General features: G+C 46.9%; 25 protein-coding genes and 5 tRNA genes. 25 read left to right on the forward strand and 5 right to left on the reverse strand.

Annotated features, from left to right (window positions below; all coding sequences use genetic code 11):
* The first annotated feature begins 56 nt into the window (after positions 1-56).
* From aroQ to ACUHGC_RS05680, 9 genes are all read left to right on the forward strand, one after another.
* Positions 57-503: a type II 3-dehydroquinate dehydratase gene (gene aroQ / locus ACUHGC_RS05640; RefSeq protein ID WP_446834652.1), complete on the forward strand. Its 447-nt coding sequence runs from the start codon at positions 57-59 to the stop codon at positions 501-503.
* Positions 504-671: 168 nt separating this feature from the next.
* Positions 672-1,130, forward strand: coding sequence for an acetyl-CoA carboxylase biotin carboxyl carrier protein (accB, locus tag ACUHGC_RS05645; protein ID WP_446834653.1), 459 nt, complete (start codon positions 672-674; stop codon positions 1,128-1,130).
* 83 nt (positions 1,131-1,213) lie between these two features.
* Positions 1,214-2,560, forward strand: coding sequence for an acetyl-CoA carboxylase biotin carboxylase subunit (gene accC, locus ACUHGC_RS05650; RefSeq protein ID WP_446834654.1), 1,347 nt, complete (start codon positions 1,214-1,216; stop codon positions 2,558-2,560).
* A gap of 86 nt (positions 2,561-2,646) precedes the next feature.
* The gene (locus tag ACUHGC_RS05655) at positions 2,647-2,925 is read left to right on the forward strand and encodes a YhdT family protein (RefSeq protein WP_446834655.1); all 279 of its coding nucleotides are present in this window, start codon (positions 2,647-2,649) and stop codon (positions 2,923-2,925) included.
* Entirely contained in the window at positions 2,922-4,388 is a 1,467-nt protein-coding gene (gene panF, locus ACUHGC_RS05660) for a sodium/pantothenate symporter (protein ID WP_446834656.1), read from the forward strand. Before ACUHGC_RS05655 ends, panF begins: the two co-directional genes overlap by 4 nt.
* Positions 4,363-5,247 carry a 50S ribosomal protein L11 methyltransferase gene (gene prmA / locus ACUHGC_RS05665; RefSeq protein ID WP_446834657.1) on the forward strand — a complete coding sequence of 295 codons (885 nt, stop codon included), beginning with the start codon at positions 4,363-4,365 and terminating at the stop codon, positions 5,245-5,247. Before panF ends, prmA begins: the two co-directional genes overlap by 26 nt.
* A gap of 236 nt (positions 5,248-5,483) precedes the next feature.
* Positions 5,484-6,449 (forward strand): tRNA dihydrouridine synthase DusB, encoded by a 966-nt coding sequence (gene dusB / locus ACUHGC_RS05670; RefSeq protein ID WP_446834658.1) that lies wholly within the window; start codon positions 5,484-5,486, stop codon positions 6,447-6,449.
* A gap of 41 nt (positions 6,450-6,490) precedes the next feature.
* The gene (gene fis / locus ACUHGC_RS05675) at positions 6,491-6,787 is read left to right on the forward strand and encodes a DNA-binding transcriptional regulator Fis (RefSeq protein WP_208121140.1); all 297 of its coding nucleotides are present in this window, start codon (positions 6,491-6,493) and stop codon (positions 6,785-6,787) included.
* Between the two features lie 136 nt (positions 6,788-6,923).
* Positions 6,924-7,478 (forward strand): DUF5358 domain-containing protein, encoded by a 555-nt coding sequence (locus ACUHGC_RS05680; RefSeq protein ID WP_446834659.1) that lies wholly within the window; start codon positions 6,924-6,926, stop codon positions 7,476-7,478.
* A gap of 89 nt (positions 7,479-7,567) precedes the next feature.
* On the opposite strand, the gene typA is transcribed toward ACUHGC_RS05680, so the two are convergent.
* On the reverse strand, positions 7,568-9,418 hold the full coding sequence (gene typA, locus ACUHGC_RS05685) for a translational GTPase TypA (protein ID WP_446834660.1): 1,851 nt from the start codon (positions 9,416-9,418) through the stop codon (positions 7,568-7,570).
* Positions 9,419-9,699: 281 nt separating this feature from the next.
* Between typA and glnA the strand changes: the two genes are divergently transcribed.
* From glnA to ruvX, 6 genes are all read left to right on the forward strand, one after another.
* Positions 9,700-11,118: a glutamate--ammonia ligase gene (gene glnA / locus ACUHGC_RS05690; protein WP_446834661.1), complete on the forward strand. Its 1,419-nt coding sequence runs from the start codon at positions 9,700-9,702 to the stop codon at positions 11,116-11,118.
* A 114-nt stretch (positions 11,119-11,232) separates the two neighbouring features.
* Complete coding sequence (locus tag ACUHGC_RS05695) at positions 11,233-12,024, forward strand: TatD family hydrolase (protein WP_446834662.1); 792 nt, start codon at positions 11,233-11,235, stop codon at positions 12,022-12,024.
* 144 nt (positions 12,025-12,168) lie between these two features.
* Positions 12,169-12,903, forward strand: a complete 735-nt coding sequence (rsmE, locus tag ACUHGC_RS05700) for a 16S rRNA (uracil(1498)-N(3))-methyltransferase (RefSeq protein ID WP_446834663.1) — start codon at positions 12,169-12,171, stop codon at positions 12,901-12,903.
* A 16-nt stretch (positions 12,904-12,919) separates the two neighbouring features.
* Positions 12,920-13,882: a glutathione synthase gene (gene gshB / locus ACUHGC_RS05705; RefSeq protein WP_446834664.1), complete on the forward strand. Its 963-nt coding sequence runs from the start codon at positions 12,920-12,922 to the stop codon at positions 13,880-13,882.
* A 25-nt stretch (positions 13,883-13,907) separates the two neighbouring features.
* Positions 13,908-14,468: a YqgE/AlgH family protein gene (locus ACUHGC_RS05710; protein WP_446834847.1), complete on the forward strand. Its 561-nt coding sequence runs from the start codon at positions 13,908-13,910 to the stop codon at positions 14,466-14,468.
* The gene (ruvX, locus tag ACUHGC_RS05715; RefSeq protein WP_446834665.1) at positions 14,468-14,896 is read left to right on the forward strand and encodes a Holliday junction resolvase RuvX; all 429 of its coding nucleotides are present in this window, start codon (positions 14,468-14,470) and stop codon (positions 14,894-14,896) included. Before ACUHGC_RS05710 ends, ruvX begins: the two co-directional genes overlap by 1 nt.
* 125 nt (positions 14,897-15,021) lie before the next feature.
* On the opposite strand, the gene ACUHGC_RS05720 is transcribed toward ruvX, so the two are convergent.
* From ACUHGC_RS05720 to nagE, 3 genes are all read right to left on the reverse strand, one after another.
* Positions 15,022-15,909, reverse strand: a complete 888-nt coding sequence (locus ACUHGC_RS05720) for an IS256 family transposase, variant Zn-binding type (protein ID WP_446834810.1) — start codon at positions 15,907-15,909, stop codon at positions 15,022-15,024.
* A 180-nt stretch (positions 15,910-16,089) separates the two neighbouring features.
* Positions 16,090-16,509, reverse strand: coding sequence for a hypothetical protein (locus ACUHGC_RS05725; protein ID WP_446834666.1), 420 nt, complete (start codon positions 16,507-16,509; stop codon positions 16,090-16,092).
* A 74-nt stretch (positions 16,510-16,583) separates the two neighbouring features.
* Entirely contained in the window at positions 16,584-18,062 is a 1,479-nt protein-coding gene (nagE, locus tag ACUHGC_RS05730; RefSeq protein ID WP_446834667.1) for an N-acetylglucosamine-specific PTS transporter subunit IIBC, read from the reverse strand.
* A gap of 221 nt (positions 18,063-18,283) precedes the next feature.
* Here nagE and nagB point away from each other — a divergent pair, with 221 nt between their 5' ends.
* The 10 genes from nagB to nadE all read left to right on the forward strand — a co-directional run bounded on the left by nagB (position 18,284) and on the right by nadE (position 24,431).
* A complete protein-coding gene (nagB, locus tag ACUHGC_RS05735; protein WP_446834668.1) occupies positions 18,284-19,087 on the forward strand; it encodes a glucosamine-6-phosphate deaminase in 804 nt (267 codons plus the stop codon).
* 12 nt (positions 19,088-19,099) lie between these two features.
* Positions 19,100-20,251, forward strand: a complete 1,152-nt coding sequence (gene nagA, locus ACUHGC_RS05740) for an N-acetylglucosamine-6-phosphate deacetylase (protein WP_446834669.1) — start codon at positions 19,100-19,102, stop codon at positions 20,249-20,251.
* A gap of 149 nt (positions 20,252-20,400) precedes the next feature.
* A complete protein-coding gene (locus ACUHGC_RS05745) occupies positions 20,401-21,636 on the forward strand; it encodes an ROK family protein (protein WP_446834670.1) in 1,236 nt (411 codons plus the stop codon).
* A gap of 200 nt (positions 21,637-21,836) precedes the next feature.
* A tRNA-Met gene (locus ACUHGC_RS05750) sits at positions 21,837-21,913 on the forward strand.
* A 10-nt stretch (positions 21,914-21,923) separates the two neighbouring features.
* Positions 21,924-22,008 (forward strand) — tRNA-Leu (locus tag ACUHGC_RS05755).
* A 30-nt stretch (positions 22,009-22,038) separates the two neighbouring features.
* Positions 22,039-22,113, forward strand: a tRNA-Gln gene (locus ACUHGC_RS05760).
* A 41-nt stretch (positions 22,114-22,154) separates the two neighbouring features.
* Positions 22,155-22,229, forward strand: a tRNA-Gln gene (locus ACUHGC_RS05765).
* Between the two features lie 27 nt (positions 22,230-22,256).
* A tRNA-Leu gene (locus ACUHGC_RS05770) sits at positions 22,257-22,343 on the forward strand.
* Between the two features lie 239 nt (positions 22,344-22,582).
* Positions 22,583-23,710 carry a nicotinate phosphoribosyltransferase gene (locus tag ACUHGC_RS05775; RefSeq protein ID WP_446834671.1) on the forward strand — a complete coding sequence of 376 codons (1,128 nt, stop codon included), beginning with the start codon at positions 22,583-22,585 and terminating at the stop codon, positions 23,708-23,710.
* Positions 23,691-24,431 carry an NAD(+) synthase gene (gene nadE, locus ACUHGC_RS05780; RefSeq protein ID WP_446834672.1) on the forward strand — a complete coding sequence of 247 codons (741 nt, stop codon included), beginning with the start codon at positions 23,691-23,693 and terminating at the stop codon, positions 24,429-24,431. The genes ACUHGC_RS05775 and nadE overlap by 20 nt, the downstream gene beginning before the upstream one ends.
* Positions 24,432-24,486: 55 nt before the next feature.
* On the opposite strand, the gene putP is transcribed toward nadE, so the two are convergent.
* Positions 24,487-25,989: a sodium/proline symporter PutP gene (gene putP / locus ACUHGC_RS05785; RefSeq protein ID WP_446834673.1), complete on the reverse strand. Its 1,503-nt coding sequence runs from the start codon at positions 25,987-25,989 to the stop codon at positions 24,487-24,489.
* Positions 25,990-25,993 lie beyond the last annotated feature (4 nt).

Here is a 25,993-nt window from a genome sequence, read left to right on the forward strand (position 1 = left end):
TGATGTGATAATAACTTTTGGTGATTACTCTTGGGTTACTGAATAAGGCGCAAAAAATGGCGAAAAAAATTCTGTTATTAAACGGTCCGAACCTGAATATGCTCGGCAAACGCGAGCCGCAACACTATGGTAGTTTAACGCTGGCGGATATTGAGCAACAGCTGCAACAGCAAGCGGCAGCACTAGGGTTGGAGCTAGACTGTTTTCAGAGCAACAGTGAAGAAAAATTAATTAATAAAATACATCAGGCGTTTGAGCAGATCGATTTTATTTTGATTAATCCCGCCGCATTCACTCACACCAGCGTGGCGTTACGCGATGCGCTGTTGGCGGTGAATATTCCGTTTGTGGAAATTCATCTCTCGAATGTCCACGCGCGCGAACCGTTTCGTCACCATTCTTACCTGAGCGATAAAGCAGTCGGCGTAATTTGCGGACTGGGTGCTAGAGGTTATCAATTCGGGCTGGAATTTGCGCAAGACTACTTAATGAAAAAAGAGTGATTTTCGACAAATTTGAGCCAAAAATGCAGATTTTTATCGCAAAAAAGCGAGAATTCAGGTAATCTCTGCGTTTAATGTAAACCAGTATAATGTTACTGCGTATTCATCGTTGTTTCGATAGTGTACTTGCAGTAATGACATTTAAATTTCAATCAGCGGAATCAAAACATGGATATTCGTAAAATCAAAAAATTAATTGAATTGGTAGAAGAGTCGGGCATTATGGAAATTGAGATTTCCGAAGGTGAAGAATCGGTTCGTATCAGCCGTGGCACACCTGCACCGGCAGCCGTTCAATACACCTTACCGGCAGCTGCACCAGCCGCAGCCCCAGTTGCCGCTGCACCGGCAGCAACAGCGCCAGCCGCAGCTCCGGCAGTTGCAGAAATTTCCGGCCATGTTGTGCGTTCGCCGATGGTGGGCACTTTCTACCGCAGCCCAAGCCCGGAAGCGTCTCCGTTTGTGGAAGTGGGCAGCAGCGTGAAAGTCGGTGATGCGCTGTGTATTGTCGAAGCGATGAAAATGATGAACCGTATCGAAGCGGATAAAGCCGGTGTGGTGAAAGCGATTCTGGTGAACGACGGCGAAGCCGTGGAATTTGATCAATCCCTGATCATTATCGAATAATTTGATTATCAACAGGCTGTTGACCGCACTTTGTATGATTGCGGTTGCGGCAACGAAATCTTAAATCATAAACGGATAATCGTATGTTAGAAAAAGTTGTAATTGCCAACCGTGGTGAAATCGCGTTGCGGATTTTGCGAGCCTGTAAAGAGCTGGGCATTAAAACCGTTGCAGTACACTCCACTGCAGATCGTGAATTGAAACATGTTTTGTTGGCTGATGAAACCATCTGTATCGGGCCCGCTCCGTCGAGCAAAAGCTACTTGAATATCCCCGCTTTAATTGCAGCGGCAGAAGTGAGCGGCGCAGACGCTATTCACCCGGGCTATGGTTTTTTATCGGAAAATGCCGATTTTGCCGAGCAAGTTGAGCGTTCTGGTTTTGTGTTTATCGGCCCAACCGCAGATGTGATCCGCTTGATGGGCGACAAAGTTTCAGCGATCAATGCGATGAAAGCAGCTGGCGTGCCTTGCGTACCGGGGTCAGACGGTCCGGTCGGCAGTGATGTGAAGAAAAATAAAGAAATTGCCGAACGCATTGGTTACCCAGTGATCATTAAAGCCTCCGGCGGCGGCGGTGGACGCGGAATGCGCGTGGTGCGTTCTGCGGCGGAATTGGAAGAATCGATTGCGATGACCAAATCCGAAGCAAAAGCGGCGTTTAACAACGATGTGGTTTACATGGAAAAATACCTAGAAAACCCACGCCATGTTGAAATCCAAGTATTGGCAGACACTCACGGTAACGCGGTTTATTTAGCGGAACGTGATTGCTCGATGCAGCGTCGCCACCAAAAAGTGGTGGAAGAAGCACCTGCGCCGGGCATCAGTGAAGAACTGCGCCGTGATATCGGTAGCCGCTGTGCTAAAGCTTGCGTTGAAATCGGCTATTGCGGGGCGGGTACGTTTGAATTCTTATATGAAAATGGCGAATTTTATTTCATTGAAATGAACACCCGTATTCAGGTTGAGCATCCGGTGACAGAAATGATCACCGGCATCGACTTAGTTAAAGAACAGTTGCGTATTGCGTCAGGCTTGCCGCTGTCTTTTAGCCAAGATGATGTGAAAGTGCAAGGTCATGCGATTGAATGCCGTATCAATGCGGAAGATCCGCGCAACTTCCTGCCGTCACCGGGTAAAGTTACACGCTTACACACTCCGGGCGGCTTTGGGATTCGTTGGGATTCGCATATTTATGACGGCTATACTGTGCCGCCACATTACGATTCGATGATCGCCAAACTGATCAGTTACGGTGAAAACCGTGCAGAAGCGATTAGTAGAATGCGCAATGCGCTATCTGAAGTGATTATCGAAGGCTTAAAAACCAACATTCCACTGCACGAACTGATTATGGAAGATCCAAATTTCCAACAAGGTGGCACGAATATTCACTACCTTGAGAAAAAATTGGGAATGCACGATTAATTCAGTGCAAGATACAAAAAGTAGGGGCGGATTTCTATATCCGCCCGTTTTTATTTAAACGCTTCATTTGAATTGAGGTATAAATAATGACTTTGCAGCAAAAGTATCAACAAGCAACAAAAGAAGCTCGCTGGGCATTAGGATTAACGGTTTTGTATGTGGTGGGATGGTGCTTGTGCGCCTATCTGCCGAGCGGAACACCCGGGCCAATCGGTTTCCCATTATGGTTTGAACTCGCCTGTATTTACCTGCCGATTTTATTTATTGTGGTTGCCTATTGGGTGATCCGTATCATTTATCAAGACATTGATCTGGAAAATCACGATGATCAGCCGTCGTCCTCGACACAAGAGGTGGTGAAATGAATCTAGGGATTGTTTTACCGTTAGTGATTTATTTGACATTTGTGTTTGGCGCGGCGATTTATGCCTACACAAAACGTAGTAAAGGCGATTTTTTGACCGAATACTATGTTGGCAACCGCTCAATGACCGGTTGGGTGCTGGCGATGACCACCGCTTCTACTTATGCCAGTGCCAGTTCATTTATTGGTGGGCCGGGGGCGGCGTATAAATTCGGACTGGGCTGGGTGCTGCTGGCGATGATTCAAGTGCCGGCGGTATGGTTGGCACTGGGTGCTCTGGGCAAAAAGTTTGCCTTGCTGTCGCGTGAAAGTAAGGCGCTGACGATTAATGATCTGTTACTACACCGCTATAAAAATAAATACCTGGTGTGGATTGCCTGCATTGCGTTATTAATTGCCTTTTTTGCCGCTATGACTGTGCAGTTTATCGGCGGGGCGCGGCTGTTGGAAACCACAGTCGGTATCAGCTATACCAATTCGCTGCTGATTTTTGCCTTAACCGTTGGGATTTATACCTTTATCGGTGGTTTCCGCGCGGTGGTGTTGACCGACACCATTCAGGGCACGGTGATGATTTTCGGCACTTTGATTTTGTTGGTGGCGGTGATTTATGCCGCAGGTGGGGTTGAAAGTGCGGTTGCGGCATTAGCTGTGCAAGATCCACAATTGATAAGCCCCTACGGACCGAATGAGATGCTGGATTTTCAATTTATGGCGTCGTTTTGGATCTTAGTTTGCTTTGGCGTGGTCGGTTTGCCGCATACCGCTGTGCGCTGCATGGCGTTCAAAGACAGCAAAGCGCTACACGGCGGAATGTTGATCGGCACTATTGTGTTGAGTATCGTCATGCTTGGAATGCACTTATCGGGCGCACTGGGGCGTGCAATTTTGCCTGATCTCACGATTCCGGATCAGGTGATCCCAACATTAATGCTACAGGTTTTGCCGCCGATTGTCGCTGGGATCTTCCTCGCTGCGCCAATGTCAGCGATCATGTCAACTATTGATGCCCAACTGATTCAATCATCAGCGATCTTCGTCAAAGATATTTATTTAGCCGCCAAACCGGAAAAGGCGCACGATCAAAAGAAAATTGGGTTGTTTTCCTCAATGGCGACCTTGATTCTGACCGCACTTTTAGTGTTGGCGGCACTCAATCCGCCGGATATGATCATTTGGTTGAATCTATTTGCCTTCGGCGGATTGGAAGCGGCATTTTTATGGGTGATTGTGCTTGGCTTATATTGGGAAAAAGCCAATGCTTGCGGCGCGATCGCCTCGATGAGCGTCGGCTTACTCAGCTATGTCTTGCTGACCACCGCCTCGCTGAAATTATTCGGCTTTCATGCTATCGTGCCGTCATTGGTATTCGGCTTGATTGCTTTTTTAGTCGCCAATAAATTTGGCGAAAAACAGATTGATACAACGGAAAAAGAGTATGCCTTGGGTACAAATTCGAATTAATAGTAGTGATAAACAAGCGGAACAGATTGGCGAGGCGTTGGAAGCGCTAGGCTCGGTTTCCGTCACCTTTGTTGACAGCCAAGATACACCGGTGTTTGAACCGCTGCCTGGGGAAACCCGCCTTTGGGGCAACACCGATGTGATTGCACTGTTTGATGCTGAAACTGATATGCAACGGATTGCTGAGCAGATGAGTGAGCAGCATATTTTGAACGACGACGTCAGTTACAAAATCGAACAAATTGAAGATAAAGATTGGGAACGAGAATGGATGGAAAACTTCCACCCGATGCAATTCGGCAAGCGGTTATGGATCTGTCCGAGTTGGCGACCTGTGCCGGATGAAAGTGCGGTTAATGTGATGCTTGATCCCGGTTTGGCGTTTGGTACGGGAACACACCCGACAACCGCACTTTGCCTGCAATGGCTGGACGGATTGGATTTGAACGGTAAAACCGTGATTGATTTTGGCTGCGGCTCCGGCATTTTGGCGATTGCGGCACTGAAACTCGGCGCGAAACAGGCTATTGGTATCGACATTGATCCGCAAGCGATCCTTGCCAGCCGTGATAACGCCGAACGTAATGGCGTGGCAGACCGACTGGAACTGTTTTTAGCCAAAGATCAGCCGCAAAACCTGCAAGCCGATGTAGTGGTGGCAAATATTCTTGCTGGCCCGCTGAAAGAGCTGGCAGAACCGATTATTGCCTTGCTTAAGCCTAATGCTGATTTAGGGCTGTCTGGCATTCTAGCCAATCAAGCAGCATCAGTTTGTGAAGCATACCAAGCCCAAGTGCGGTTAGAGCCGGCTACCGAACGTGAAGAGTGGTGTCGGATTACTGGGGTTAAACGCGCTTAGCGCTATTTTCTGTTTTAAAAGCATTAAAACAGGCGAATTGTCAATGGTTATTCGCCTGTTGTTTTTACGTTTCAGCGATTATTTTCGCTGTTTTTTTAACCAGATCAAAAAAATGCAAAAAAACGCATTTTGTATAAAAATTGTGCTTCCCTAATGGCAAAAAAGTGCGTATTATAGCCCCCCTTGTTCGATGATGGTTCTGTTTCGATTCTGTTTATTGTTGTTGTGGTGAGCTGGTGCGCATTGGAAAATTTCAATTAAAAAATCGCGTATTGCTTGCGCCTATGGCGGGAATAACCGATTTGCCGTTTAGAAGAATCTGTTCTCGCTATCAAGCGGGGCTGACCTATTCTGAAATGATGTCGGCGAATCGTGATGTATGGCATACGGAGAAATCCCGTTTGCGAGTGGCACACCATGCAGACATCGGAATTAATGCCGTGCAGATTGCCGGCAGCGACCCGTTGGAAATGGCTCAGGCGGCAGCGTTGAATGTAGGGTGTGGCGCACAGTTGATTGACATCAACATGGGGTGTCCGGCTAAAAAAGTGAATCGCAAAATGGCGGGTTCGGCATTATTGCAATACCCTGATTTAGTTGAACAAATTCTACAATCTGTTGTGTCGGCAGTGAATGTTCCGGTCACCTTGAAAATTCGAACAGGGTGGGATAAAACCAATAGAAATTGTGTTGAAATCGCTAAAATAGCGGAGCAATCCGGTATCGCGGCGCTCACAGTGCACGGGCGAACCCGCAGTTGCTTATATGAGGGTGAAGCGGAGTATGAGCATATTCGCGCGGTGAAACAACAGGTTTCTATTCCGGTGATTGCAAACGGTGATATTACATCGCCGAAAAAAGCGAAATATGTTCTGGATTATACCGGAGCAGATGCCGTGATGATTGGGCGGGGTGCACTTGGTCAACCATGGCTGTTTCGACAGATTGAGGCTTTTTTGCAGTCGGGGCAACTTATCGCCGAACCTGATTTGGCAGAAAAGTGTCAGGTGGCATTCGAGCATATTCAAGGCTTGCACGAATTTTATGGCGAGCAGAAAGGCTATCGAGTGGCGCGCAAACACGTAAGTTGGTATTTGGACAACATCAAGCCAGATGCATCTTTTAAATGTACTTTCAATACGATTACTGATCCTAAACAACAGCTGAGCGTATTGAAGGAGTTTCTTGACTCAATCCAATAGGGGATTGGGGTGATTTTTTTAGTTAAATGGAACACATAACAATGTTAGAACAACGTAGCAATTCAGAAGCATTAACCGTTTCTACTTTAAATGCGCAATCTCAACTTACCAATAAACCATTAAGAGATTCCGTTAAACAAGCGCTAAAAAATTATTTGGCTCAATTGAACGGACAAGATGTGAATGATCTTTATGAGTTGGTATTATCCGAAGTGGAACACCCAATGTTAGACATGGTGATGCAATACACTCGCGGCAACCAAACCCGTGCGGCGAATATGCTGGGCATTAACCGCGGCACGCTACGCAAAAAACTGAAAAAATACGGCATGGGCTGATTTTAGGTTTTAAAATCGATCGATGAAAAACGGCTATTGAATTGTTTCAATAGCCGTTTTGTTTTGCTGCCGCTTTATAAAATCGACGGTTATTGCTAAAATTCTCACCCGTTTTCCATTCTATTTGAGATGATTTATGTTAAGAAAAATTTTGCTGCCAGCGGTTGTTTTGCTGAGTGCTGCATGTGTGTCGGAATCGCAACCAAACGCTTTCCCGGCGGAGTTTGCCAATGCGGATTATGTGCTATCCGATAAAGATGCTCGACAATGGGTGATCGCCAGCCACCAAGCGGAAAAGTGCATCTACCCTAATTTAACCCGAATTCAACAACAACATTTTTCACAGCAAGATGCCTATATTCATTCGCAATATGTGTTTTTCTATCCGTTGGAAAACATTATCGGCGCAGACTATCTGAAAATGGTACGGGAAGACGAAAAATCAATGGGCTACGCGCAGTATCAGTTTAAAAAATACAAAGACCTGACAGCAAAGTCACTCTCTCACGCCCAATGTGAATCCTTACGCACCAATGCTCGTGATGATCTAGCGGTTGTAAAAGGGCAATACAAAAACGGCATGGCAGAAGAAACCAAAACCGACACCAGCGAAAGCAACGACAACGTCGCTACCAATGACAACAAATTTTTCTTTGATATTATTAAGTGGGGAGCAGCATTGGTGTTGTAGGAAAATACTCAATGAAAAAAGCTCAAATAGTAAAAACCGCACTTTGGATAATACCAAGTGCGGTTAAAATGCCGTTCAGCCGCTGAAAATTAGCGAGTGCTGGTGCTGGTTGTACTGCGGGTGGCGCGTTTACGATCCACTTCGGTCAGCAATTTTTTACGGATGCGTACTGAAACCGGGGTTACTTCGACCAGTTCATCATCATCAATAAATTCCAACGCTTGCTCTAGCGTGTAACGCACTGGTGGCACAAGCACCACGGCGTCGTCTTTACCGGAGGCACGCATATTGGTGAGTTTTTTGCCTTGCAAGCAGTTGACGGTTAAGTCGTTGCCGCGGCTGTGGATGCCGATCACTTGTCCTTCATAGACTTCGGTACCGTGGTCGATCATCAATTTACCGCGCTCTTGCAAGCTGAATAGTGCGTAGGCTAATGCTTTACCGGTGGCGTTTGAAATCAATACGCCGTTGATGCGTTGTCCGATTTCACCCGGTTTCACATCATCATAGTGGCTGAAGCTGGAGTACAGCAGACCGGTTCCTGACGTCATGGTCATAAATTCATTACGGAAGCCGATTAAGCCACGGCTAGGAATGATGTATTCCAAACGGGTGCGGCCTTTGCCGTCCGGCACCATGTCGCGCACTTCACCTTTACGGATCCCTAACGCTTCCATTACTGAACCTTGATGTTGCTCTTCAATGTCGATAGTCACTTGCTCAAATGGCTCTTGTTTGCGGCCGTCGATCTCGCGGAAGATAACTTTCGGACGGGAAACAGCCAATTCGTAGCCTTCACGACGCATATTTTCGATCAAGACCGATAAATGCAATTCACCACGACCGGACACACGGAACGCGTCCGGATCTTCGGTTTCTTCCACACGCAATGCCACGTTGTGAACCAGTTCTTTATTTAAGCGTTCTAAAATTTGGCGTGAAGTCACAAATTTGCCTTCTTTACCACAGAACGGCGAGGTGTTTACGCAGAAAAACATGGTCACGGTCGGTTCGTCCACGCTTAGTGCCGGAAGTGCTTCCACGCTGTTAACGTCACAAATCGTATCGGAAATATTCAATTCACCTAAGCCGGTAATCGCGATAATGTCGCCCGCTGTCACAATATTGGCTTCATAACGTTGCAAACCTAAATGTCCCAACACTTGTCCGACTTTGCCGTTGCGGGTTTTGCCTTCGCTGTCGATAATCGTCACTTGTTGGTTTGGTTTCACTGCGCCACGTTTGATGCGACCGATGCCGATAACGCCCACATAGTTGTTATAATCCAGCTGTGAAATCTGCATTTGGAACGGTTTGTCGCTTTCCACTTTTGGTGGTTCAACGTATTTCACCACCGCCTCAAATAACGGGGTCATGTCTTCCGCCAGATCTTCGTGTTCCACACCGGCAACGCCGTTTAATGCGGAAGCATAGATGATCGGGAAGTCGAGTTGTTCGTCAGTCGCGCCCAAGTTCACAAACAGATCGAATACTTGATCGACAACCCAGTCAGGACGTGCGCCCGGGCGGTCAACTTTGTTGATCACCACAATCGGTTTTAAGCCGTGCGCGAACGCTTTTTGCGTAACGAAACGGGTTTGCGGCATCGGGCCGTCAAACGCATCAACCAACAACAACACCGAATCGACCATTGACAACACACGTTCCACTTCACCGCCGAAGTCGGCGTGTCCCGGGGTGTCAACGATGTTGATACGGTAGTCATTCCAATTAATGGCGGTGTTTTTTGCCAAAATGGTAATGCCGCGCTCTTTTTCCAGATCATTGGAGTCCATCACGCGCTCATCGCTGTCGCCGCGCGCATTTTCTAGCGTGCCGGATTGTTGTAACAGTTTATCAACCAAGGTTGTTTTGCCGTGGTCAACGTGAGCAATAATCGCAATGTTGCGCAATTTGCTGATATCTAATTCATTATTCATGTGAAAATCTTCGTCGTAGTAAAAGAAAAGTGATTCCAAAAAACCGTCAATGCGGTGGCTTTGAGATAAAATTCATTGGAAGGTGGCGAATTATAACGTTTTTCAAACAAAACGGCTATTAAATATTGAAAATTTAACGAAAGTGCCGCTTTAATGAAAATCTAACAAAATAATCAAAAAATGTGTTGATTTTTTATTTTTATGGATTATATTTTAGTTACGTTTCAAACAAACCCTGATATCTTTATATTTTTTCACATTAAACCATAGAGGATTTAGTTATGTCGCAAGCAGCTATCGCTAACGTATTTAAGCTCATTGAGGAGCACGATGTCAAATTTGTCGATCTTCGTTTCACCGACATTAAAGGCACCGAGCAACACGTTTCCATTCCTAAAAGTGCGGTAGATGAAGATTTTTTTGAAGACGGAAAAATGTTCGACGGTTCTTCTATTGCCGGTTGGAAGACCATCAATAAATCTGACATGGTGCTTATGCCGATTGCAGAAACCGCGATTGTTGATCCGTTCTTTGCGATCCCGACTTTAAGCATTCGTTGTGATGTATATGAGCCGACCACCATGCAAGGCTACGATCGCGATCCGCGTTCAATCGCCGAGCGTGCGGAAGAGTATCTGAAAGCCTCCGGCATCGCGGATACCGTGTTAGTCGGGCCTGAACCGGAATTTTTCCTGTTTGACGACGTGCGTTTCCAAGTCGGCATGGACGCAAGTTCGTTTGCGATTGACGATATTGAAGCGGCATGGAACAGCAATACCGAATATGAAGGCGGCAACACCGGTTATCGTCCGGCGGTGAAAGGCGGTTATTTCCCGGTTCCGCCAGTCGATTCGTCACAAGATATTCGTTCTGAAATGTGTTTGTTGATGGAAGAGTTCGGTTTGGTGATCGAAGCGCACCACCATGAAGTGGCGACCGCGGGGCAAAATGAAATCGCTTGCCGTTTCAATACCTTAACCCTGAAAGCCGACGAAACCCAAATCTATAAATATGTGGTGCGCAATGTGGCGCATGAACACGGCAAAACCGCTTGCTTTATGCCAAAACCATTGTTTGGTGATAACGGATCAGGTATGCACGTGCATATTTCATTGAGCAAAGACGGCGTAAACCTGTTCTCCGGTGATAAATATGCCGAGATGTCCGAAACCGCACTTCACTTTATTGCCGGTGTGGTTAAACATGCGAAAGCGCTGAATGCGTTTACCAACCCGACCACCAACTCTTACAAACGTTTGGTGCCGGGCTATGAAGCGCCTGTACTGTTGGCGTATTCTGCCAGCAACCGTTCGGCTTCAATTCGTATTCCGACCGTGAGTAGCCCGAAAGCACGCCGTATTGAAGTACGCTTCCCGGATCCGGGTGCGAACCCATACTTAGCGTTTTCAGCGATTTTGATGGCGGGTCTGGACGGAATCATCAATAAGCTGAACCCGGGCGATGCAATGGATAAAAACCTGTATGACTTGCCGCCGGAAGAGCTGAAACAAGTGCCGCACGTTGCCGGTTCACTGGAAGAAGCGTTGCAAGCATTGCAACAAGACAATGATTTCTTAACTCGTGGCGGTGTATTCAGTAAAGATTTCATTGATGCCTATGTGGAACTGAAATCTAAAGACGTACAACGTTTAAGAATGTTACCGCACCCGGCTGAATTTGAAATGTATTACGCGATGTAATCACACTTTCGATTGGCTTACGATTCCCGCTTTGGCGGGAATTTTTTTATTTGCGCTTGCCTAAGCGATTGTTTTCTGAATAATGGAATTATTGATTCCCTTATCCTGACGTCTATGCCATTTTTCGATACTCACACCCATTTTGATTATTTGCTTAATCAGCTGCAACAATCGGTGCCGCAAGGCGTCGAGGAGGCACGAGCCGCCGGCGTGGGCAAAATCTTGATCGCTGCAGTGATGCAAACGCAATTTGAAACGCTGGACGCAATCTGCACACAAGCGCCGACGGCACTGTGTTACGGGCTGGGGCTGCATCCACTGTATATCGAACAACACCAGCAAGCGGATTTAGACGAGCTAAACCGCCGATTGCAGCAAAAACCGCAGTTGTGCAAAGCCGTGGCGGAAATTGGTTTGGAAAGAGCGGTTGACGCCTTGATCTCCGCTGAAATGTGGCAAAAACAGTGCGATTTTCTGGAAAGTCAGCTCTATTTTGCCAAACAGTTTAACTTGCCGGTTAGCCTGCATTCCCGCCGCAGCCATGATCAGCTGTACACCTTTTTAAAACGAATCTCTTTATCCAAAACCGGCGTGGTGCACGGGTTTGCCGGCAGTTATCATCAGGCAAAGCGCTTTGTTGAGTTGGGTTATTTTATCGGTGTTGGCGGCACAATCACTTATCCGCGCGCCAATAAAACCCGCGAAGCGATTCGTCAATTACCATTAGACTGCTTGGTGTTAGAAACGGATAGTCCGGATATGCCGGTGAACGGTTATCAAGGGCAACCGAACCGACCGAAGCGCATCATACACAGCTTTCAGGCATTGTGCGACTTACGCCCTGAGCCGTGCGAGCAGATCCAAACCGCACTTTGGCAAAACAGTTGCGCTTTATTTGATTTTTAGCCCGATTTGTTAGTGGTTTTAGGCTTAAGTTATGTTATCTGGTTCTAAGTCGGATAGGACGGCGGTTAGTTTTTTGTTTACATTAATGTTATTATAATCCCATTCTCACAACCGCCGAAATGGCGCACAACCCTGTGAATCACTATGCGAATTCCACGAATTTATCACCCCGAACCATTAACAAACCGAACCGACTGCGAACTGAGCGGTGATGCGGTCAACCACGTTGCGCGTGTGTTGCGCATGAGTGTCGGGCAGCAACTTGAATTATTCGACGGCAGCAACCATATCTATCCTGCGACAATTGAGGAAATCAGTAAAAAAGCGGTGAAAGTGCGGTTAGACGGTGCGATTGAAGATGATCGAGAGTCTGCGTTGAATATTCATTTAGGACAAGTGATTTCTCGCGGTGATCGCATGGAATTTACCATTCAGAAATCGGTGGAACTGGGGGTGAATGTGATCACGCTGTTGTGGTCGGAGCGCTGTGGCGTGAAGCTTGATGCGGAGCGAATGGAAAAGAAAATTCAGCAATGGCAGAAAATCGTGATTGCCGCCTGCGAGCAGTGCGGGCGCAACCGAATTCCTGAAATCCGCCCGATGATGAAGCTGACTGACTGGTGTGCCGAAGCGACCGACATGCTGAAATTGAATCTGCATCCGCGCGCCGATTTCGGCATCAGCCAATTAACACAACTTCCGCCGCAAGGCGTGCGCTTGCTGATCGGCTCGGAAGGCGGCTTGTCGGCACAAGAAATTGAGATGACCGAACAGCAACAGTTTCAACCGGTGCTGCTCGGCAAACGGGTTTTGCGCACCGAAACCGCATCATTGGCGGCGATTACCGCACTTCAAGTCTGCTTCGGCGATTTAGGTTAACCAGAAGGAACATAACATGATTAAACTCGGCATTGTAATGGATCCGATTCAGTCCATTAATATCAAAAAAGACTCCAGCTTTGCGATGTTGGAACAGGCGCAAGCGCGCGGTTATGCGCTGTATTACATGGAAATGAATGACCTTTTTTTAGAAAAAGGCGTGGCTAAAGCGCGAATGCGACAACTGAAAGTGCGGTATGACCAACAGAATTGGTTCGAATTTATCGGTGAAGAAACTTGCGAGTTGGCGGAATTAGACGTGATTTTAATGCGCAAAGATCCGCCGTTTGATACCGAATTTATCTACGCGACCTACATTTTAGAACGAGCCGAGGAGCAGGGCTGCCTGATTGTGAATAAGCCGCAGAGCCTGCGCGATTGCAATGAGAAATTATACACTGCGTGGTTTGCCGAATTGACGCCGGAAACCTTAGTTACACGCGATGCGGCGCGGATTAAGGCTTTTCATCAGCAACACGGCGATATTATTTTAAAGCCGCTGGACGGCATGGGCGGCAGTTCGATTTTCCGTGTGAAACAAGGTGATCCGAATTTGTCGGTGATCATCGAAACTCTGACCGCACTTAGTACTCGCTACTGCATGGCGCAGACTTATATTCCGGCGATCGTCAATGGTGACAAACGGATTTTAGTGGTGGACGGCGAGCCGGTGCCGTATTGTTTGGCGCGGATCCCGCCACAAGGTGAAACCCGCGGCAATCTTGCCGCCGGCGGCAGCGGCGAAGCCGGTCCGTTAAGCGATCACGATTGGGCGATTGCCAAAAGCGTTGCGCCGTATTTAAAACAAAAAGGCTTGATTTTTGTCGGCTTGGATGTGATAGGTGATAAACTGACCGAAATTAATGTGACCAGCCCGACCTGCATCCGCGAAATTGAGGCGGCTTTCCCGCAGGTATCGATCACGGCGATGTTAATGGACGCGATTGAAAAACGATTACAACAAAAAACTGAGCAGTAACCCAAAACAGGAGGTGACGGTTATGATGAAGCTACAAGACCATTTTCTGTTGGCAATGCGGGGCATGGACGATCCGTTCTTCAAAAATTCGCTGATCTATCTTTGCGAACACAATGAGGAGGGCAGCATGGGCATTATGTTAACCCGCTCGACGGACATCAGCGTGGCGGAAATCGTCGCCAAGATGAACTTCCTGATTGCCGATCAGCGTGAATATCGCAGCGATGACGTGGTGCTGATCGGCGGACCGGTCGGCGTGGAGCGCGGCTTTATTTTGCACAGCAAATGTATCCCGCCGTTTCAACATAGTTTTGCGGTTTCGGATCAAGTGTGGCTGACCACCTCTGCCGATGTGTTGCAAACCGTCGGACGAGCGGATGCGCCGGAAAAATATTTGGTGGCGTTGGGTTGCTGCACTTGGCGGCCGGAGCAGCTGGAGCAGGAAATTGCCGATAATGCTTGGCTGGTGCTCGAACCGAGCGAACACCTGCTGTTTGATGTGCCGCATGATCACCGCTGGTTGGAAGCCAACCGCTCTTTGGGCTTTGAACCGACTAATCTGACTGCACACGCAGGGCACGCCTAATGGGATTTACCGCACTTGCCTTTGACTACGGCGTGAAAAGTATCGGCTGTGCCGTAGGGCAGAGCATCACCGGCACCGCGCAAGCGCTGGCGGCATTTAAAGCCAATGACGGCATCCCAAATTGGGATTTAATTGAGAAATGCCTGAAAGAGTGGCAGCCGAAAATCGTGGTTGTCGGTTTGCCGCTGAACATGGACGGCACGGAACAAGAGATCACCCAACGGGCGCGAAAATTTTCCCAGCGGATTCACGGGCGCTTCGGCGTGGCAGTGGCACTGCATGATGAACGGCTCAGCACCGTGGAAGCCCGTGCGGAAATTTTTTCACGCCGCGGCTTTAAAGCCTTAGAAAAAGGCAAAGTCGACTCAATCTCGGCGTGTATTATTTTAGAAAGCTGGTTTGAAGCACAATTTTTAGATAACGGTTAGTATTATCTATCAAAAAGATGACCCACTATTAAAATCAGGCATAGTAGCCAAAAATGTGGCTGATTTTGAGATCTAAGCTTCTATTAGACATTTTTGTGGCTACTCCTCTTAAAGCGCTAGTTTTTCTAGCTCTTTTTATTCAAAAAATCCTGTATAAACATAATCTTATTCCTTCGGTTTAGTCCATTATGAACGGATAATTTCTGCTTTAAATCCTTAAACAGCCCTTCCAGCCGATTTGTCGTTTTTTCTATCCGTAACTCCGGGTATTTTTCAAAGACAAACAAGTAATCCATATAGCGTTTAATACTGGCATAAGCCCCTCTCAATTTGCGATGTTTATAAGGAAATTTACCCTGATTATCGGGTATATCAGACCGTTCTTCTAAGTAAGCTTTATGCTGCAAAAACCAGTGATGCAAACGGACATAAAAGTCATTTTTGTGACTCTGCTTGAGTGTTTTAACCATTGTTTTCAGTTCCTTTCCGGCAACGGATTTAGGGTTTCTCGTCAGCTTGCGAATCACCATTGCAACAAGGTGAAATTGGCACATTTGGGTTGGCGTATTAAATATATCTTTCAATAAGCCCCGTCGCCCATCGCAAGTAATAGATTGAATAATAAATCCTTTTTTACGCAATCGATTGATGGCTTTGGTATAGTAAATGTCCTTTTCGGTACGAACGATTTGGTGGTAAATCACCTTTTTTGAGCGGGAATCCATTATGACTAATACGCCGAATTGTGGCCCGAAAAAAGTGACATCCATAATAAGATTCAACATTGTGGTTTGCGGTGTGCTGAGTGGCGTTTTAGGGGCTTTTTTCAGGTGCCTTTGGATAGTCCTGACCGAACAATCATAGGTTAACGCAAGCTGCTTATACGTCTGTTTTCCGACGGTGTAATCGTGCCAGATTTGGGCGGATTGAAGGTAATTTGTGTGAGAATATGTCCGTAAACAATCCAAGCATTTATAGCGTTGCTTGCCTGAATTTTTACCGTGTTTTTTAATGTGTTCTGAACCACAGAAATAGCAATTTTTTGGTCATTTTAAAAAATCTCACTTAACGCCTTATTCTATAAGGGATTAAGCGAGATTTCAGCCACATTTTTGTCTACTATGCCTATTTTTGTCTATTATGCCTGTTGATAAGGGGCTGATTGAACATTGCCCCTCTCACTACAATTTCTACTACAACCCAAACGAAAACCCTTTGCTGTTCCATTTTGTTTCAGATTTTTCGACTGTTCGGGTCTGTTTTTCTGTCGGTGTATCTTTCAAAACTTCCGTGGTTTTATGGCTAGTGGTGTTGCGCTGTGTTGTGCCTTGTTCGTAAATCGGGCGTTTGTATTGTGGCAGATTTTGCCAGATAGTCGGGTTATGCACCGACACTGGTGCTGCGGCAGGCACGGTTTTAGGCTTGTGATCGCTGGCGTTTAATGAAATGTCATGGTTGCTTGTTGTCATGGTGTTGCCGCTCATCACCTGCTTGTGATATTGCTCGACAGTCTTCATATCCATGGTCGGCATTTCCGGCTGATTATGATTGAGCGGATGTACACAAGCGCTTAACGTTAGCGGCAATAAAAAAATACTCAGGTGTTTTTTCATCTGATTTTTCCCGTAAAACAAACCGCACTTTGAAACAAAGTGCGGTTGAGAATGAATTAAATTAGGCGCTCAATCTACAGCGTTTTCATTTCGTCTGCAATAATTTCCGCTTCAGGTCCCAAGATAACTTGTAAAGCATTGTCGCCCAGTTTGACATTACCTTTCGAACTTAACGCTTTTAGTTGATTTTCATTGATTTTGCTTCGGTCAACTAAAATTAAACGAAGGCGGGTGATACAAGCATCAATACTGCTGATGTTCTCTTTTCCACCTAATGCGGCAACAAATTGCTGCGCTTTTTCGCGTCGGCTGCCGGTTGCTTTTGCAGCAGTGGCAGTTGAGATGGTGGCAAGATTGTCGTCTTCCATTTTGTCTTCACGCCCCGGTGTTTTTAGGCGGAACATTTTGATGCAGGCGATGAAGATGACATAGTAAATCACTGAGAATACAATGCCTTGGATTAACAACATATACCAGCTTTGCGCCAATGGGTTTTGTGAGGAAAGCACCATGTCGACCAAACCGGCGCTGAAACCGAAGCCGGCAATCCATTGCATTGATGCGGCGAAAAATACGGAAATCCCGGTCAGCACGGCGTGGATAACATACAACACCGGCGCAACAAACATGAATGAGAATTCAAGCGGTTCGGTGATCCCGGTAAAGAAAGAGGCTAACGCAGCGGCAATCATCAAGGAAGCCACTTTGGTTTTGTTTTCCGGTTTCGCCATGTGGTAGATTGCCAGTGCTGCACCCGGTAAACCGAACATCATAATTGGGAAGAAACCGGCTTGATACATTCCGGTCACGCCGATAACCGCTTTCCCTTCAGCAAGAGATTGCGCGCCTCCTAAGAAGTTAGGAATGTCGTTAATGCCGGCAACGTCAAACCAAAATACGGAATTCAGGGCGTGGTGCAAGCCGATTGGGATCAGCAGGCGGTTAAAGAAGCCGTAGATCCCGGCACCGACTGTGCCCATATCTTTGATTGATTCGCCGAAGCTGACTAATCCGCCGAAAATAACCGGCCAGACGTATAACAGAATGAAAGAAAGCACAATTGCGGCAACCGATACCAAAATCGGCACTAGGCGTTTTCCACTGAAGAACGCCAACGCTTTCGGCAATTCGACTTTGTAGTAGCGATTATATAACGCGGCGGAAATCACCCCGACTAAAATCCCAATGAATTGGTTATTGATTTTGCCGAATGCGGCTGGGACTTGGTCAACCGCAATCCCTTCTAATTGAGCAACCGCTCCCGGTGAAAGCAGGGTGGTGACCACTAAAAAGCTGACCAAACCGGACAATGCGGCGGAGCCGTGTTTATCTTCCGACATACCGAATGCCACACCGACGGCAAACAGTAATGACATATTATCAATAATGGCGGCGCCGGACTTAATCAGCAAAGCGGCTAACTGACTGTTGGCTCCCCAGCCGTTCGGATCTAACCAGTAGCCGATCCCCATCAGAATGGCGGCCGCCGGTAGTGCTGCGACAGGCACCATTAAGGCTCTGCCGATACGTTGTAAATAACCTAGGATAGACATAAGTTACCTCTCTAAGGATTAAGTGAATGATTAGTAATTTATTTTTTAGCAAAAAATATCTAGTGATTCATGCAGGTTAATATTGAACTTTTCACCTTTCGTTTGCAAGTTTTTTATTCTAAATCTGTGATCGAAATCAATCTTGATTTTCATTAAAAAAAATGATTAAATCACTTCAGTTTAGATTGTATGTGTGATGTCCACTAAAAAGGAGAAATAAAATGAGATTAATTCCATTAAAAAGTGCAGAACAAGTGAGCCTTTGGGCGGCGAATTATATCGTAAAAAAAATTAATGCGTTTCAACCGACCGCAGACAAACCGTTTGTGTTGGGCTTGCCGACAGGCAGCACCCCGCTGCAAACCTACAAAGAGCTGATCAAGTTGTACCAACAGGGCGAAGTCAGCTTCAAAAATGTGGTGACTTTCAACATGGACGAATATGTCGGTTTGCCGAAAGAACATGAGCAAAGTTACTACACCTTTATGTGGGAAAACTTCTTTAACCATGTTGATGTGCAAGAACAGAACGTGAATATTTTGAACGGCAACACTGCCGATCATGATCAAGAGTGCCGCCAATACGAAGAGAAAATCCGCTCTTACGGCAAAATTCACCTGTTCATGGGCGGGGTTGGCAGTGACGGACACATTGCTTTTAATGAACCTGGCTCGTCTTTAAGCTCCAGAACGCGGATCAAAACCCTGACCGAAGACACGCTGATTGCCAATTCCCGTTTCTTCGACAATGATTTAACCAAAGTGCCGAAATATGCCTTGACCATCGGCGTGGCGACCTTGTTGGATGCGGAAGAAGTATTGATCTTGGCAACCGGTCACAATAAAGCGTTGGCATTGCAAGCCGGTGTCGAGGGCTGTGTGAATCATTTATGGACCATCAGTGCGCTGCAAATGCACACTAAAGCGGTGTTAGTGTGTGATGAGCCGGCAACACAGGAATTAAAAGTGAAAACCGTGAAATATTTCACTAATTTGGAAGCGGCGGAAATTGCCAGCGTGGCATAAGCGAGGGGAAATATGCGTTATGCATTAACTAACGGCGTGATTTATACCGCCGAAAAAGTGCTGTATCAGCACGCACTGATCGTGAATGACGGCTTGATTGAAGCCGTTGTTCCACAGCAGGATTTACCCGCTAAAATCGAACAAGTTGATTTAGCAGGTAAAAATCTGACCGCAGGCTTTATTGATCTGCAATTAAATGGCGCAGGCGGAGTGATGTTCAATCTGGATACTACCGTTGAAACCCTGCACACCATGCAGCAAACCAATATGCGCTACGGCTGCACCAGTTATCTGCCGACTTTCATCACGGCGCCGGACGAAGGCATGAAAAGTGCGGTTGCGGTGATGCGTGAATATTTGCAAGACAGCAACAATGCCAATCAGGCTCTGGGTTTGCACTTGGAAGGTCCGTATCTCAGTCTTGAGAAAAAAGGTGTACACCGTCCGCAATATATCCGCCAGATCTCTCCGGAAATGGCAGAATTTTTATGCGCGAATGGTGATGTGATCACTAAGTTGACGATCGCCGCCGAAAATGAAGCCGGCAATTATGTGAAACAATTCACCGACAGCGGAATTTTGGTGTCGTTGGGACACTCGAATGCGACTTATGAGGTGGCAAAACAACGGATTGCTGACGGCATTGGTTTTGCTACCCATTTGCATAATGCGATGTCACCGATTAGCTCAGGACGCGATATGGGCGTAGTCGGCGCGGTGTTGGATTCTGATATTTACACCGGCATTATCGTCGACGGCTTGCACGTCACTTGGTCAAATATTCGCTTCGCCAAACAGATTAAAGGCGAAAAACTGGTTGTGGTGACAGATGCGACCGCTGCCGCTGGTTCGGATATCGAATGGTTTGACTTTGTCGGCACTAAGGTGATTGTGAAAGACGGCAAGTGTTACGACGAACAAACCGGCAGCCTTGGCGGCTCGGCGATCACCATGATTGAATCGGTACAAAATCTGGTTGAACAGGTGGGGATCGAATTGCCGGAAGCGTTAAGAATGTGCTCGCTGTATCCGGCAAAAGCTATTGGCGTTGACCGCACTTTGGGTTCAATTGAAGCCGGCAAAGTGGCGAACTTGACGGTATTTGATCACAACTTCAAGGTTTCCGCCACGGCGGTTAACGGCATTTTTCAACACTATGTCTGATAAGCGTTGAGAGACTCGAAAATGAGACGAGAAAGTGCGGTATGTCTAATGAATACCGCACTTTTTTATATTGAATTGTAAACGGCGTGACAACAATCGTGTTAAAATACGGCGCAATAAAACGATCAATAAGATAGCAAGGATCAGCGATGAGTAAGTCAATACAGATAGTGAATGTCGATTTTGTCAAACAGGCAAATGGTGCGCTGGTATATCGTTTGATCGATCAGTACGGTCCGATTTCGCGGATTCAAGTGTCGGAAATGAGCGGACTGGCGGCGGCGAGCGTGACGAAAATCACCCGCAATTTATTGCGTTTCGGACTGATTAAAGAGCTGGAACAGCAGGAGTCAACCGGCGGCAGACGCGCAATTTCCATTGTGGCGGAGCGTGAAAAATTTGTCTCGATTTTGATTCGTTTAGGCAGAACCACGCTCACGGTTGCCGCGATGGATTTGGCAACCGAAGTGCGGTTTAAGCAGAAATACCAGCTGAAAACCGAACAATCGCTGGCAAAATTGGAACAATATGTGCTGAATTTGATTCAACAGGCGCTAACGATGTTGACGGAATCAGGCTATCAAGTGATCGCCTGCGGCGTTACCGTGCCGGGATTTGTCGATCAAAAAACCAATACCATTCAATTTATGCCACAATTTAACCTGAAAAAGCCTTGGAAGCTGGCGGAAAAAATTCAACAAACCATTCGGCTGCCAGTGTTTATCGGGCATGATGTGCGAGCGTTGGCGCTGGCGGAATCTTATTTCGGTAAAACACAAGCGTGCAACGACTCGATACTATTGCGGATCCACCGTGGGGTTGCCGCCGGGATTATTTTAAATAAAGAGCTGTTTAGCGGCAGCAAAAACAATCTGGGTGAGATCGGGCATACGCAAGTCGATCCGCTCGGCAAACCGTGCAAGTGCGGTAATTTCGGCTGTTTGGAAACTTTAATCAGCAATTCGGCGATTGAGGAAAGCGTGCGTCAGCTGTTGCAGCAAGGACATCAAAGCGAATGGGTGTCGCTCGAACATTGTGATTTAGCTGCGATTTGTCATGGCGTGAATCAGGGCGATCCTTTGTTGGTCGAGCTGTTCCAAAAAATCGCCAAACATATCGGACAAGTGCTGGCGGTGTGTATTAATGTGCTGAATCCGGAAAAAATTATTCTCTCCGGGCAAATCACCCAAGCACAGCAAGTGCTATTTCCGGCAATTGAAAAAGCGTTGCAAGCAATGGCGCTGAGCGATTTTGTCAATCATACCGCACTTGAGGCTTCGGAATTGGCACATGATGACATTATCGGCGCATTCGCCTTGATTAAGCGGGCGCTATGGCGCGGCGAGTTATTGGTGCAATTACTGGAGCAACCGTTGGCGCAGTAATTCCGTTTTGTCGATACGCAAAATCACGGCGGATAACAATTTTCGGTTGTAAATTGTGCGTTCAGCGATTAAACTGGTCAATCTGTGTCCGAATAGATAAAAAAAGCGGTTTTTTAATAAAAAACGGTTGACGAGTAGGGCTGATATTAGCATAATTAGCCCCGCAAAACCGATGAGGTGAACGCAGAAAATAATTGAATGGCTATGTAGCTCAGCTGGTTAGAGCACAACACTCATAATGTTGGGGTCACAGGTTCGAATCCCGTCATAGCCACCATATTTTCCACGCGGGAATGGCGAAATTGGTAGACGCACCAGATTTAGGTTCTGGCGCCGCGAGGTGTGTGGGTTCAAGTCCCTCTTCCCGCACCATTCATTTGAGGTTTGCAATTGTCATGTAGGTGGGGTATCGCCAAGCGGTAAGGCACTGGGTTTTGATCTCAGCATTCCTAGGTTCGAATCCTAGTACCCCAGCCATCGACTTATCTATTCAGAACATTGAATTTCCAAGATTTTATTGGGGTATCGCCAAGCGGTAAGGCACTGGGTTTTGATCTCAGCATTCCTAGGTTCGAATCCTAGTACCCCAGCCATCAAACTTGAAAATTCAAACACAAACTGCGGAAGTGGCGAAATTGGTAGACGCGCTAGGTTCAGGTCTTAGAGCCTTAACGGGTGTGGGGGTTCAAGTCCCCCCTTCCGCACCATTCTTTTCTTAATAATTACATTTTCTTATCTCAATAAATTTCAATATATTACTCCTATTGTTATTCCTTAATATCTGTTACTTGCAGAATAGATCGCGTTTGTGATTTCAAAACAAACTTGATTCAGCCCTCATTTCATCAAAATAATGCTTGATTAATACATAAAAAAAGTTCAAATTAGCTAAAATGATTTTTTTGTAGCATATACTTTTTATTTTAAACCGAGTTGAGATTGAATAATGAGTGAAAAAGAGTTTGAATTAAAACAAAAAGGCGAGCTGGCGCGGTTGACTAACCGCACTTTCAAGTTTGATCAACGAATCAAAGACGGTTGGTTTTCTGCGGTTTATTTCTTGAAAACCACAAAAATTGTAGCAAATCGTATTCCTAAACAGACGGTCACGATGCAATTTTTCCAAAAAAATGAGGCGATTGTGTGTGGTATGGATGAAGCGATTGCGCTGTTGCACACTTTTGCCACCAATCCGCAAAATCTGAAAATCTGGGCGCTGAACGACGGTGATAAGATTTCGCCGTTTGAAACCGTATTGATGATTGAAGGGTATTATGAGGATGTCGGCTATCTGGAAGGGATTATCGACGGAATTTTAGCGCGCCGCACTTCGGTGGCGACCCATGTATATAACGTGGTGCAGGCTGCCGGTGAAAAACAGGTGATTTTTATGGGCGACCGTGATGATCATTTTTCACAGCAAGCAGGCGACGGCTATGCGGCATATATCGGCGGCATGAGTGCGCAGGCGACGTATGCGATGAATGAGTGGTGGGGCACTGAAGGTGTCGGCACCATGCCGCACGCCTTGATTCAATTGTTTAACGGCGATTTGATTCAAGCTTGTGAAGCCTATTTGGCGACCTTCCCCGACGATAATCTGGTGGCGCTGGTGGATTATAATAACAACGTGGTTGAGGATTCTCTACGCGTTGCGCGCCATTTCAGCGAGAAATTATATGGCGTTCGGGTGGATACTTCCGCCAATATGGTGGATCAATATTTTCTGCGAAACCAGCATGAATTTGGACAATACGATCTGCGCGGCACTAATCCGCGTTTGATTAAATTATTGCGCCGCCATTTGGACGCGGAAGGTTTTCAGCACGTTAAAATTATTGTCAGCGGCGGGTTTGATTCAGCGAAGATCAAATTGTTTGAACAATTGGATACGCCGGTGGATTCCTATGGCGTGGGCTCTAATTTGCTGAAGGTGAATATCGGCTTTACCGGCGATTGTGTGAAACTAAACGGCGTGGAACAAGCCAAACAAGGGCGTCGCTACCAGTTTAATCCACGCTTGCAGCCAGTGCCGTATACAGAGGAAAATGCGCATGACTCTACAACAGTATAGTGAATATCTGGTTCAATGGCTGGAGCAGCAGCGTGCTTTTTATGGCGCTAAAGGCTATGTGATTGGCATTAGCGGCGGGATTGATTCGGCAGTGGTGGTGAACTTGCTGATGAAAACCGGTGCGCCGGTGCAAGGGCTGATTCTGCCGTCAGAAACCACTTCGGCACAAGATATTGCCGATGCGTATGCGGTGGCGCAACATGCCGGTTGTCCGGTGTTGGAAGTGCCGATTATCGATAGCTACCGCACGTTTATGCACAGCGCACAACCGCTCTTTCGAGACGATGCCGAACGGCAAAATGTGATTGCCGGCAATGTGCAGGCGCGTTTGCGTATGACAATGCTGTATGCTTGTGCGCAAAACCGGCAGGCAATTGTAGTCGGCACGGATAATGCGGCGGAGTGGCATACCGGCTATTTCACCAAATACGGCGACGGTGGTGTGGATGTGGTGCCACTGGTGCAATTGCGCAAAGAGCAGGTGTTTGAATTGGGGCATTTGCTGAATGTGCCGCAAGCGGTGCTGGATAAAGCACCTAGTGCAGGCTTATGGCAAGGGCAAACCGATGAAGACGAAATGGGGGTCAGCTACGCTGAAATTGATGCGTTTTTGCGTGGTGAAAGCGTTTCTGAGCAAGCGCAAAAGCAGATTGACTTCTGGCATAACCGCTCTCATCACAAACGAATGTTAGCTCCAGCGCCGAAAAAAAGGGTGGAATAAGTACAAATAAAAAATGCGGTGATGACCGCATTTTTTTATGGTTTTTTACAAGGCATTATAAATCGGCTTTATAAGCTGCAGTTGTCTGTTCGTAGTTGCGAATCACTTCAGCTTCAGGCTTAGTGCTGATCAGCGAGCCGATCACAATCGCCGCAGACGATAACAGGAATCCCGGAATCATTTCATAAATGCCGCTATTCGGGAACACACTGTTCCAGAAGGAAACCACCAAAGCGCCGGTCAGCATACCTGCCATTGCGCCGGTTGAATTAGTGCGTTTCCAAAATAGCGAAAACAGCACCAACGGTCCGAATGAGCTGCCGAAACCTGCCCAAGCGTGTTCAACCAATTTCAATACTTGGCTTTCCGGATTTTGGGCGATTGCAATCGCAATAATCGCAATCACTAATACCATAATCCGCCCGATCCACACCAATTCCCGTTCGCTGGCTTTCGGCTTGATAAAGCCACGATAGAAATCCTCAGTGATCGCACTGGAGGAAATCAGTAATTGGCAACTTAAGGTACTCATCACCGCGGCAAGAATGGCTGACAATAAAATACCGGCAATCCACGGATTAAACAGATGACGTGCCAATTCGATGAAAATTTGCTCGCGATTGCTGTTCACCGCTGTGGCAAGCTCCGGATTAGCGTAGAAATAAGCAATACCGAAAAAGCCGACGCCGACTGCGCCGAGCAAACAGAAAATCATCCACGACATTCCAATTCGGCGTGCGCTGGTGAGTAAGCGGACATTTTCCGCCGCCATAAAGCGAGCCAAAATATGCGGCTGCCCGAAGTAGCCCAAGCCCCAAGCGGACAGGCTTAATAAGCCGATAATCGAAGTGCCGGTCCACATATCGGTGAAGTTTTTGCCTAACTCGTTGCCAGCGGTTTCTAACACTAATGGCAGTTCATTCAGCCCACCGATAGCAAATAGCACCATAATCGGGGTGATGATCAACGCCAACACCATCAACGTTGCCTGCACGGTGTCGGTCCAGCTCACGGCTAAAAAGCCACCGATAAAGGTATAAATAATCGTGGCGAGCGCTCCATACCAAAGTGCGGTTTGATACGGCGTGCCGAACAGATTTTCAAACAGTCGCGCACCAGCCACCACACCGGCAGAACAGTAAATGGTAAAGAAAAACAGGATAATCGCGGCGGCAATGATTTTCAGCATTTTGTGTTTCGCACCAAAGCGTGCTTGAAAATATTCCGGCAGTGTCAGCGCATTGTCGTGGGTTTCGGTAAATACCCGCAACCGTCCGGCAACAAAATACCAGTTCAAATAAGCCCCAATGGTCAAGCCGATCGCAATCCATGCTTCAACCAAGCCGGCGGAATAAACCGCACCGGGCAGCCCCATCAGCAACCAACCGGACATATCCGACGCACCTGCTGACATCCCGGTAACAAATCCACCTAAACTGCGTCCGCCTAAAATATAGTCAGATAAATTATTGGTATAGCGGTATGCCAGCAAACCGATAAGCAGCATACCGATAATATAAATCGTAAATGTAATAATCGTTGGATCGTATCCAAACATAAAC

The organism is Testudinibacter sp. P27/CKL/0425 (assembly GCF_052931395.1).

Excerpts from the sequence above, each read along its gene's own strand:
- nagE (WP_446834667.1), bottom strand. The coding sequence starts at position 18,062 with ATGTCTATCCTAGGTTATTTACAACGTATCGGCAGAGCCTTAATGGTG.
- ACUHGC_RS05655 (WP_446834655.1), top strand. The coding sequence starts at position 2,647 with ATGACTTTGCAGCAAAAGTATCAACAAGCAACAAAAGAAGCTCGCTGG.
- glnA (WP_446834661.1), top strand. The coding sequence starts at position 9,700 with ATGTCGCAAGCAGCTATCGCTAACGTATTTAAGCTCATTGAGGAGCAC.
- prmA (WP_446834657.1), top strand. The coding sequence starts at position 4,363 with ATGCCTTGGGTACAAATTCGAATTAATAGTAGTGATAAACAAGCGGAA.
- accB (WP_446834653.1), top strand. The coding sequence starts at position 672 with ATGGATATTCGTAAAATCAAAAAATTAATTGAATTGGTAGAAGAGTCG.
- nagB (WP_446834668.1), top strand. The coding sequence starts at position 18,284 with ATGAGATTAATTCCATTAAAAAGTGCAGAACAAGTGAGCCTTTGGGCG.
- typA (WP_446834660.1), bottom strand. The coding sequence starts at position 9,418 with ATGAATAATGAATTAGATATCAGCAAATTGCGCAACATTGCGATTATT.
- ACUHGC_RS05710 (WP_446834847.1), top strand. The coding sequence starts at position 13,908 with ATGAAGCTACAAGACCATTTTCTGTTGGCAATGCGGGGCATGGACGAT.
- aroQ (WP_446834652.1), top strand. The coding sequence starts at position 57 with ATGGCGAAAAAAATTCTGTTATTAAACGGTCCGAACCTGAATATGCTC.
- accC (WP_446834654.1), top strand. The coding sequence starts at position 1,214 with ATGTTAGAAAAAGTTGTAATTGCCAACCGTGGTGAAATCGCGTTGCGG.
- ACUHGC_RS05745 (WP_446834670.1), top strand. The coding sequence starts at position 20,401 with ATGAGTAAGTCAATACAGATAGTGAATGTCGATTTTGTCAAACAGGCA.
- nagA (WP_446834669.1), top strand. The coding sequence starts at position 19,100 with ATGCGTTATGCATTAACTAACGGCGTGATTTATACCGCCGAAAAAGTG.
- ACUHGC_RS05725 (WP_446834666.1), bottom strand. The coding sequence starts at position 16,509 with ATGAAAAAACACCTGAGTATTTTTTTATTGCCGCTAACGTTAAGCGCT.
- nadE (WP_446834672.1), top strand. The coding sequence starts at position 23,691 with ATGACTCTACAACAGTATAGTGAATATCTGGTTCAATGGCTGGAGCAG.
- rsmE (WP_446834663.1), top strand. The coding sequence starts at position 12,169 with ATGCGAATTCCACGAATTTATCACCCCGAACCATTAACAAACCGAACC.
- gshB (WP_446834664.1), top strand. The coding sequence starts at position 12,920 with ATGATTAAACTCGGCATTGTAATGGATCCGATTCAGTCCATTAATATC.
- panF (WP_446834656.1), top strand. The coding sequence starts at position 2,922 with ATGAATCTAGGGATTGTTTTACCGTTAGTGATTTATTTGACATTTGTG.
- ACUHGC_RS05695 (WP_446834662.1), top strand. The coding sequence starts at position 11,233 with ATGCCATTTTTCGATACTCACACCCATTTTGATTATTTGCTTAATCAG.
- ACUHGC_RS05775 (WP_446834671.1), top strand. The coding sequence starts at position 22,583 with ATGAGTGAAAAAGAGTTTGAATTAAAACAAAAAGGCGAGCTGGCGCGG.
- putP (WP_446834673.1), bottom strand. The coding sequence starts at position 25,989 with ATGTTTGGATACGATCCAACGATTATTACATTTACGATTTATATTATC.
- ruvX (WP_446834665.1), top strand. The coding sequence starts at position 14,468 with ATGGGATTTACCGCACTTGCCTTTGACTACGGCGTGAAAAGTATCGGC.
- fis (WP_208121140.1), top strand. The coding sequence starts at position 6,491 with ATGTTAGAACAACGTAGCAATTCAGAAGCATTAACCGTTTCTACTTTA.
- ACUHGC_RS05680 (WP_446834659.1), top strand. The coding sequence starts at position 6,924 with ATGTTAAGAAAAATTTTGCTGCCAGCGGTTGTTTTGCTGAGTGCTGCA.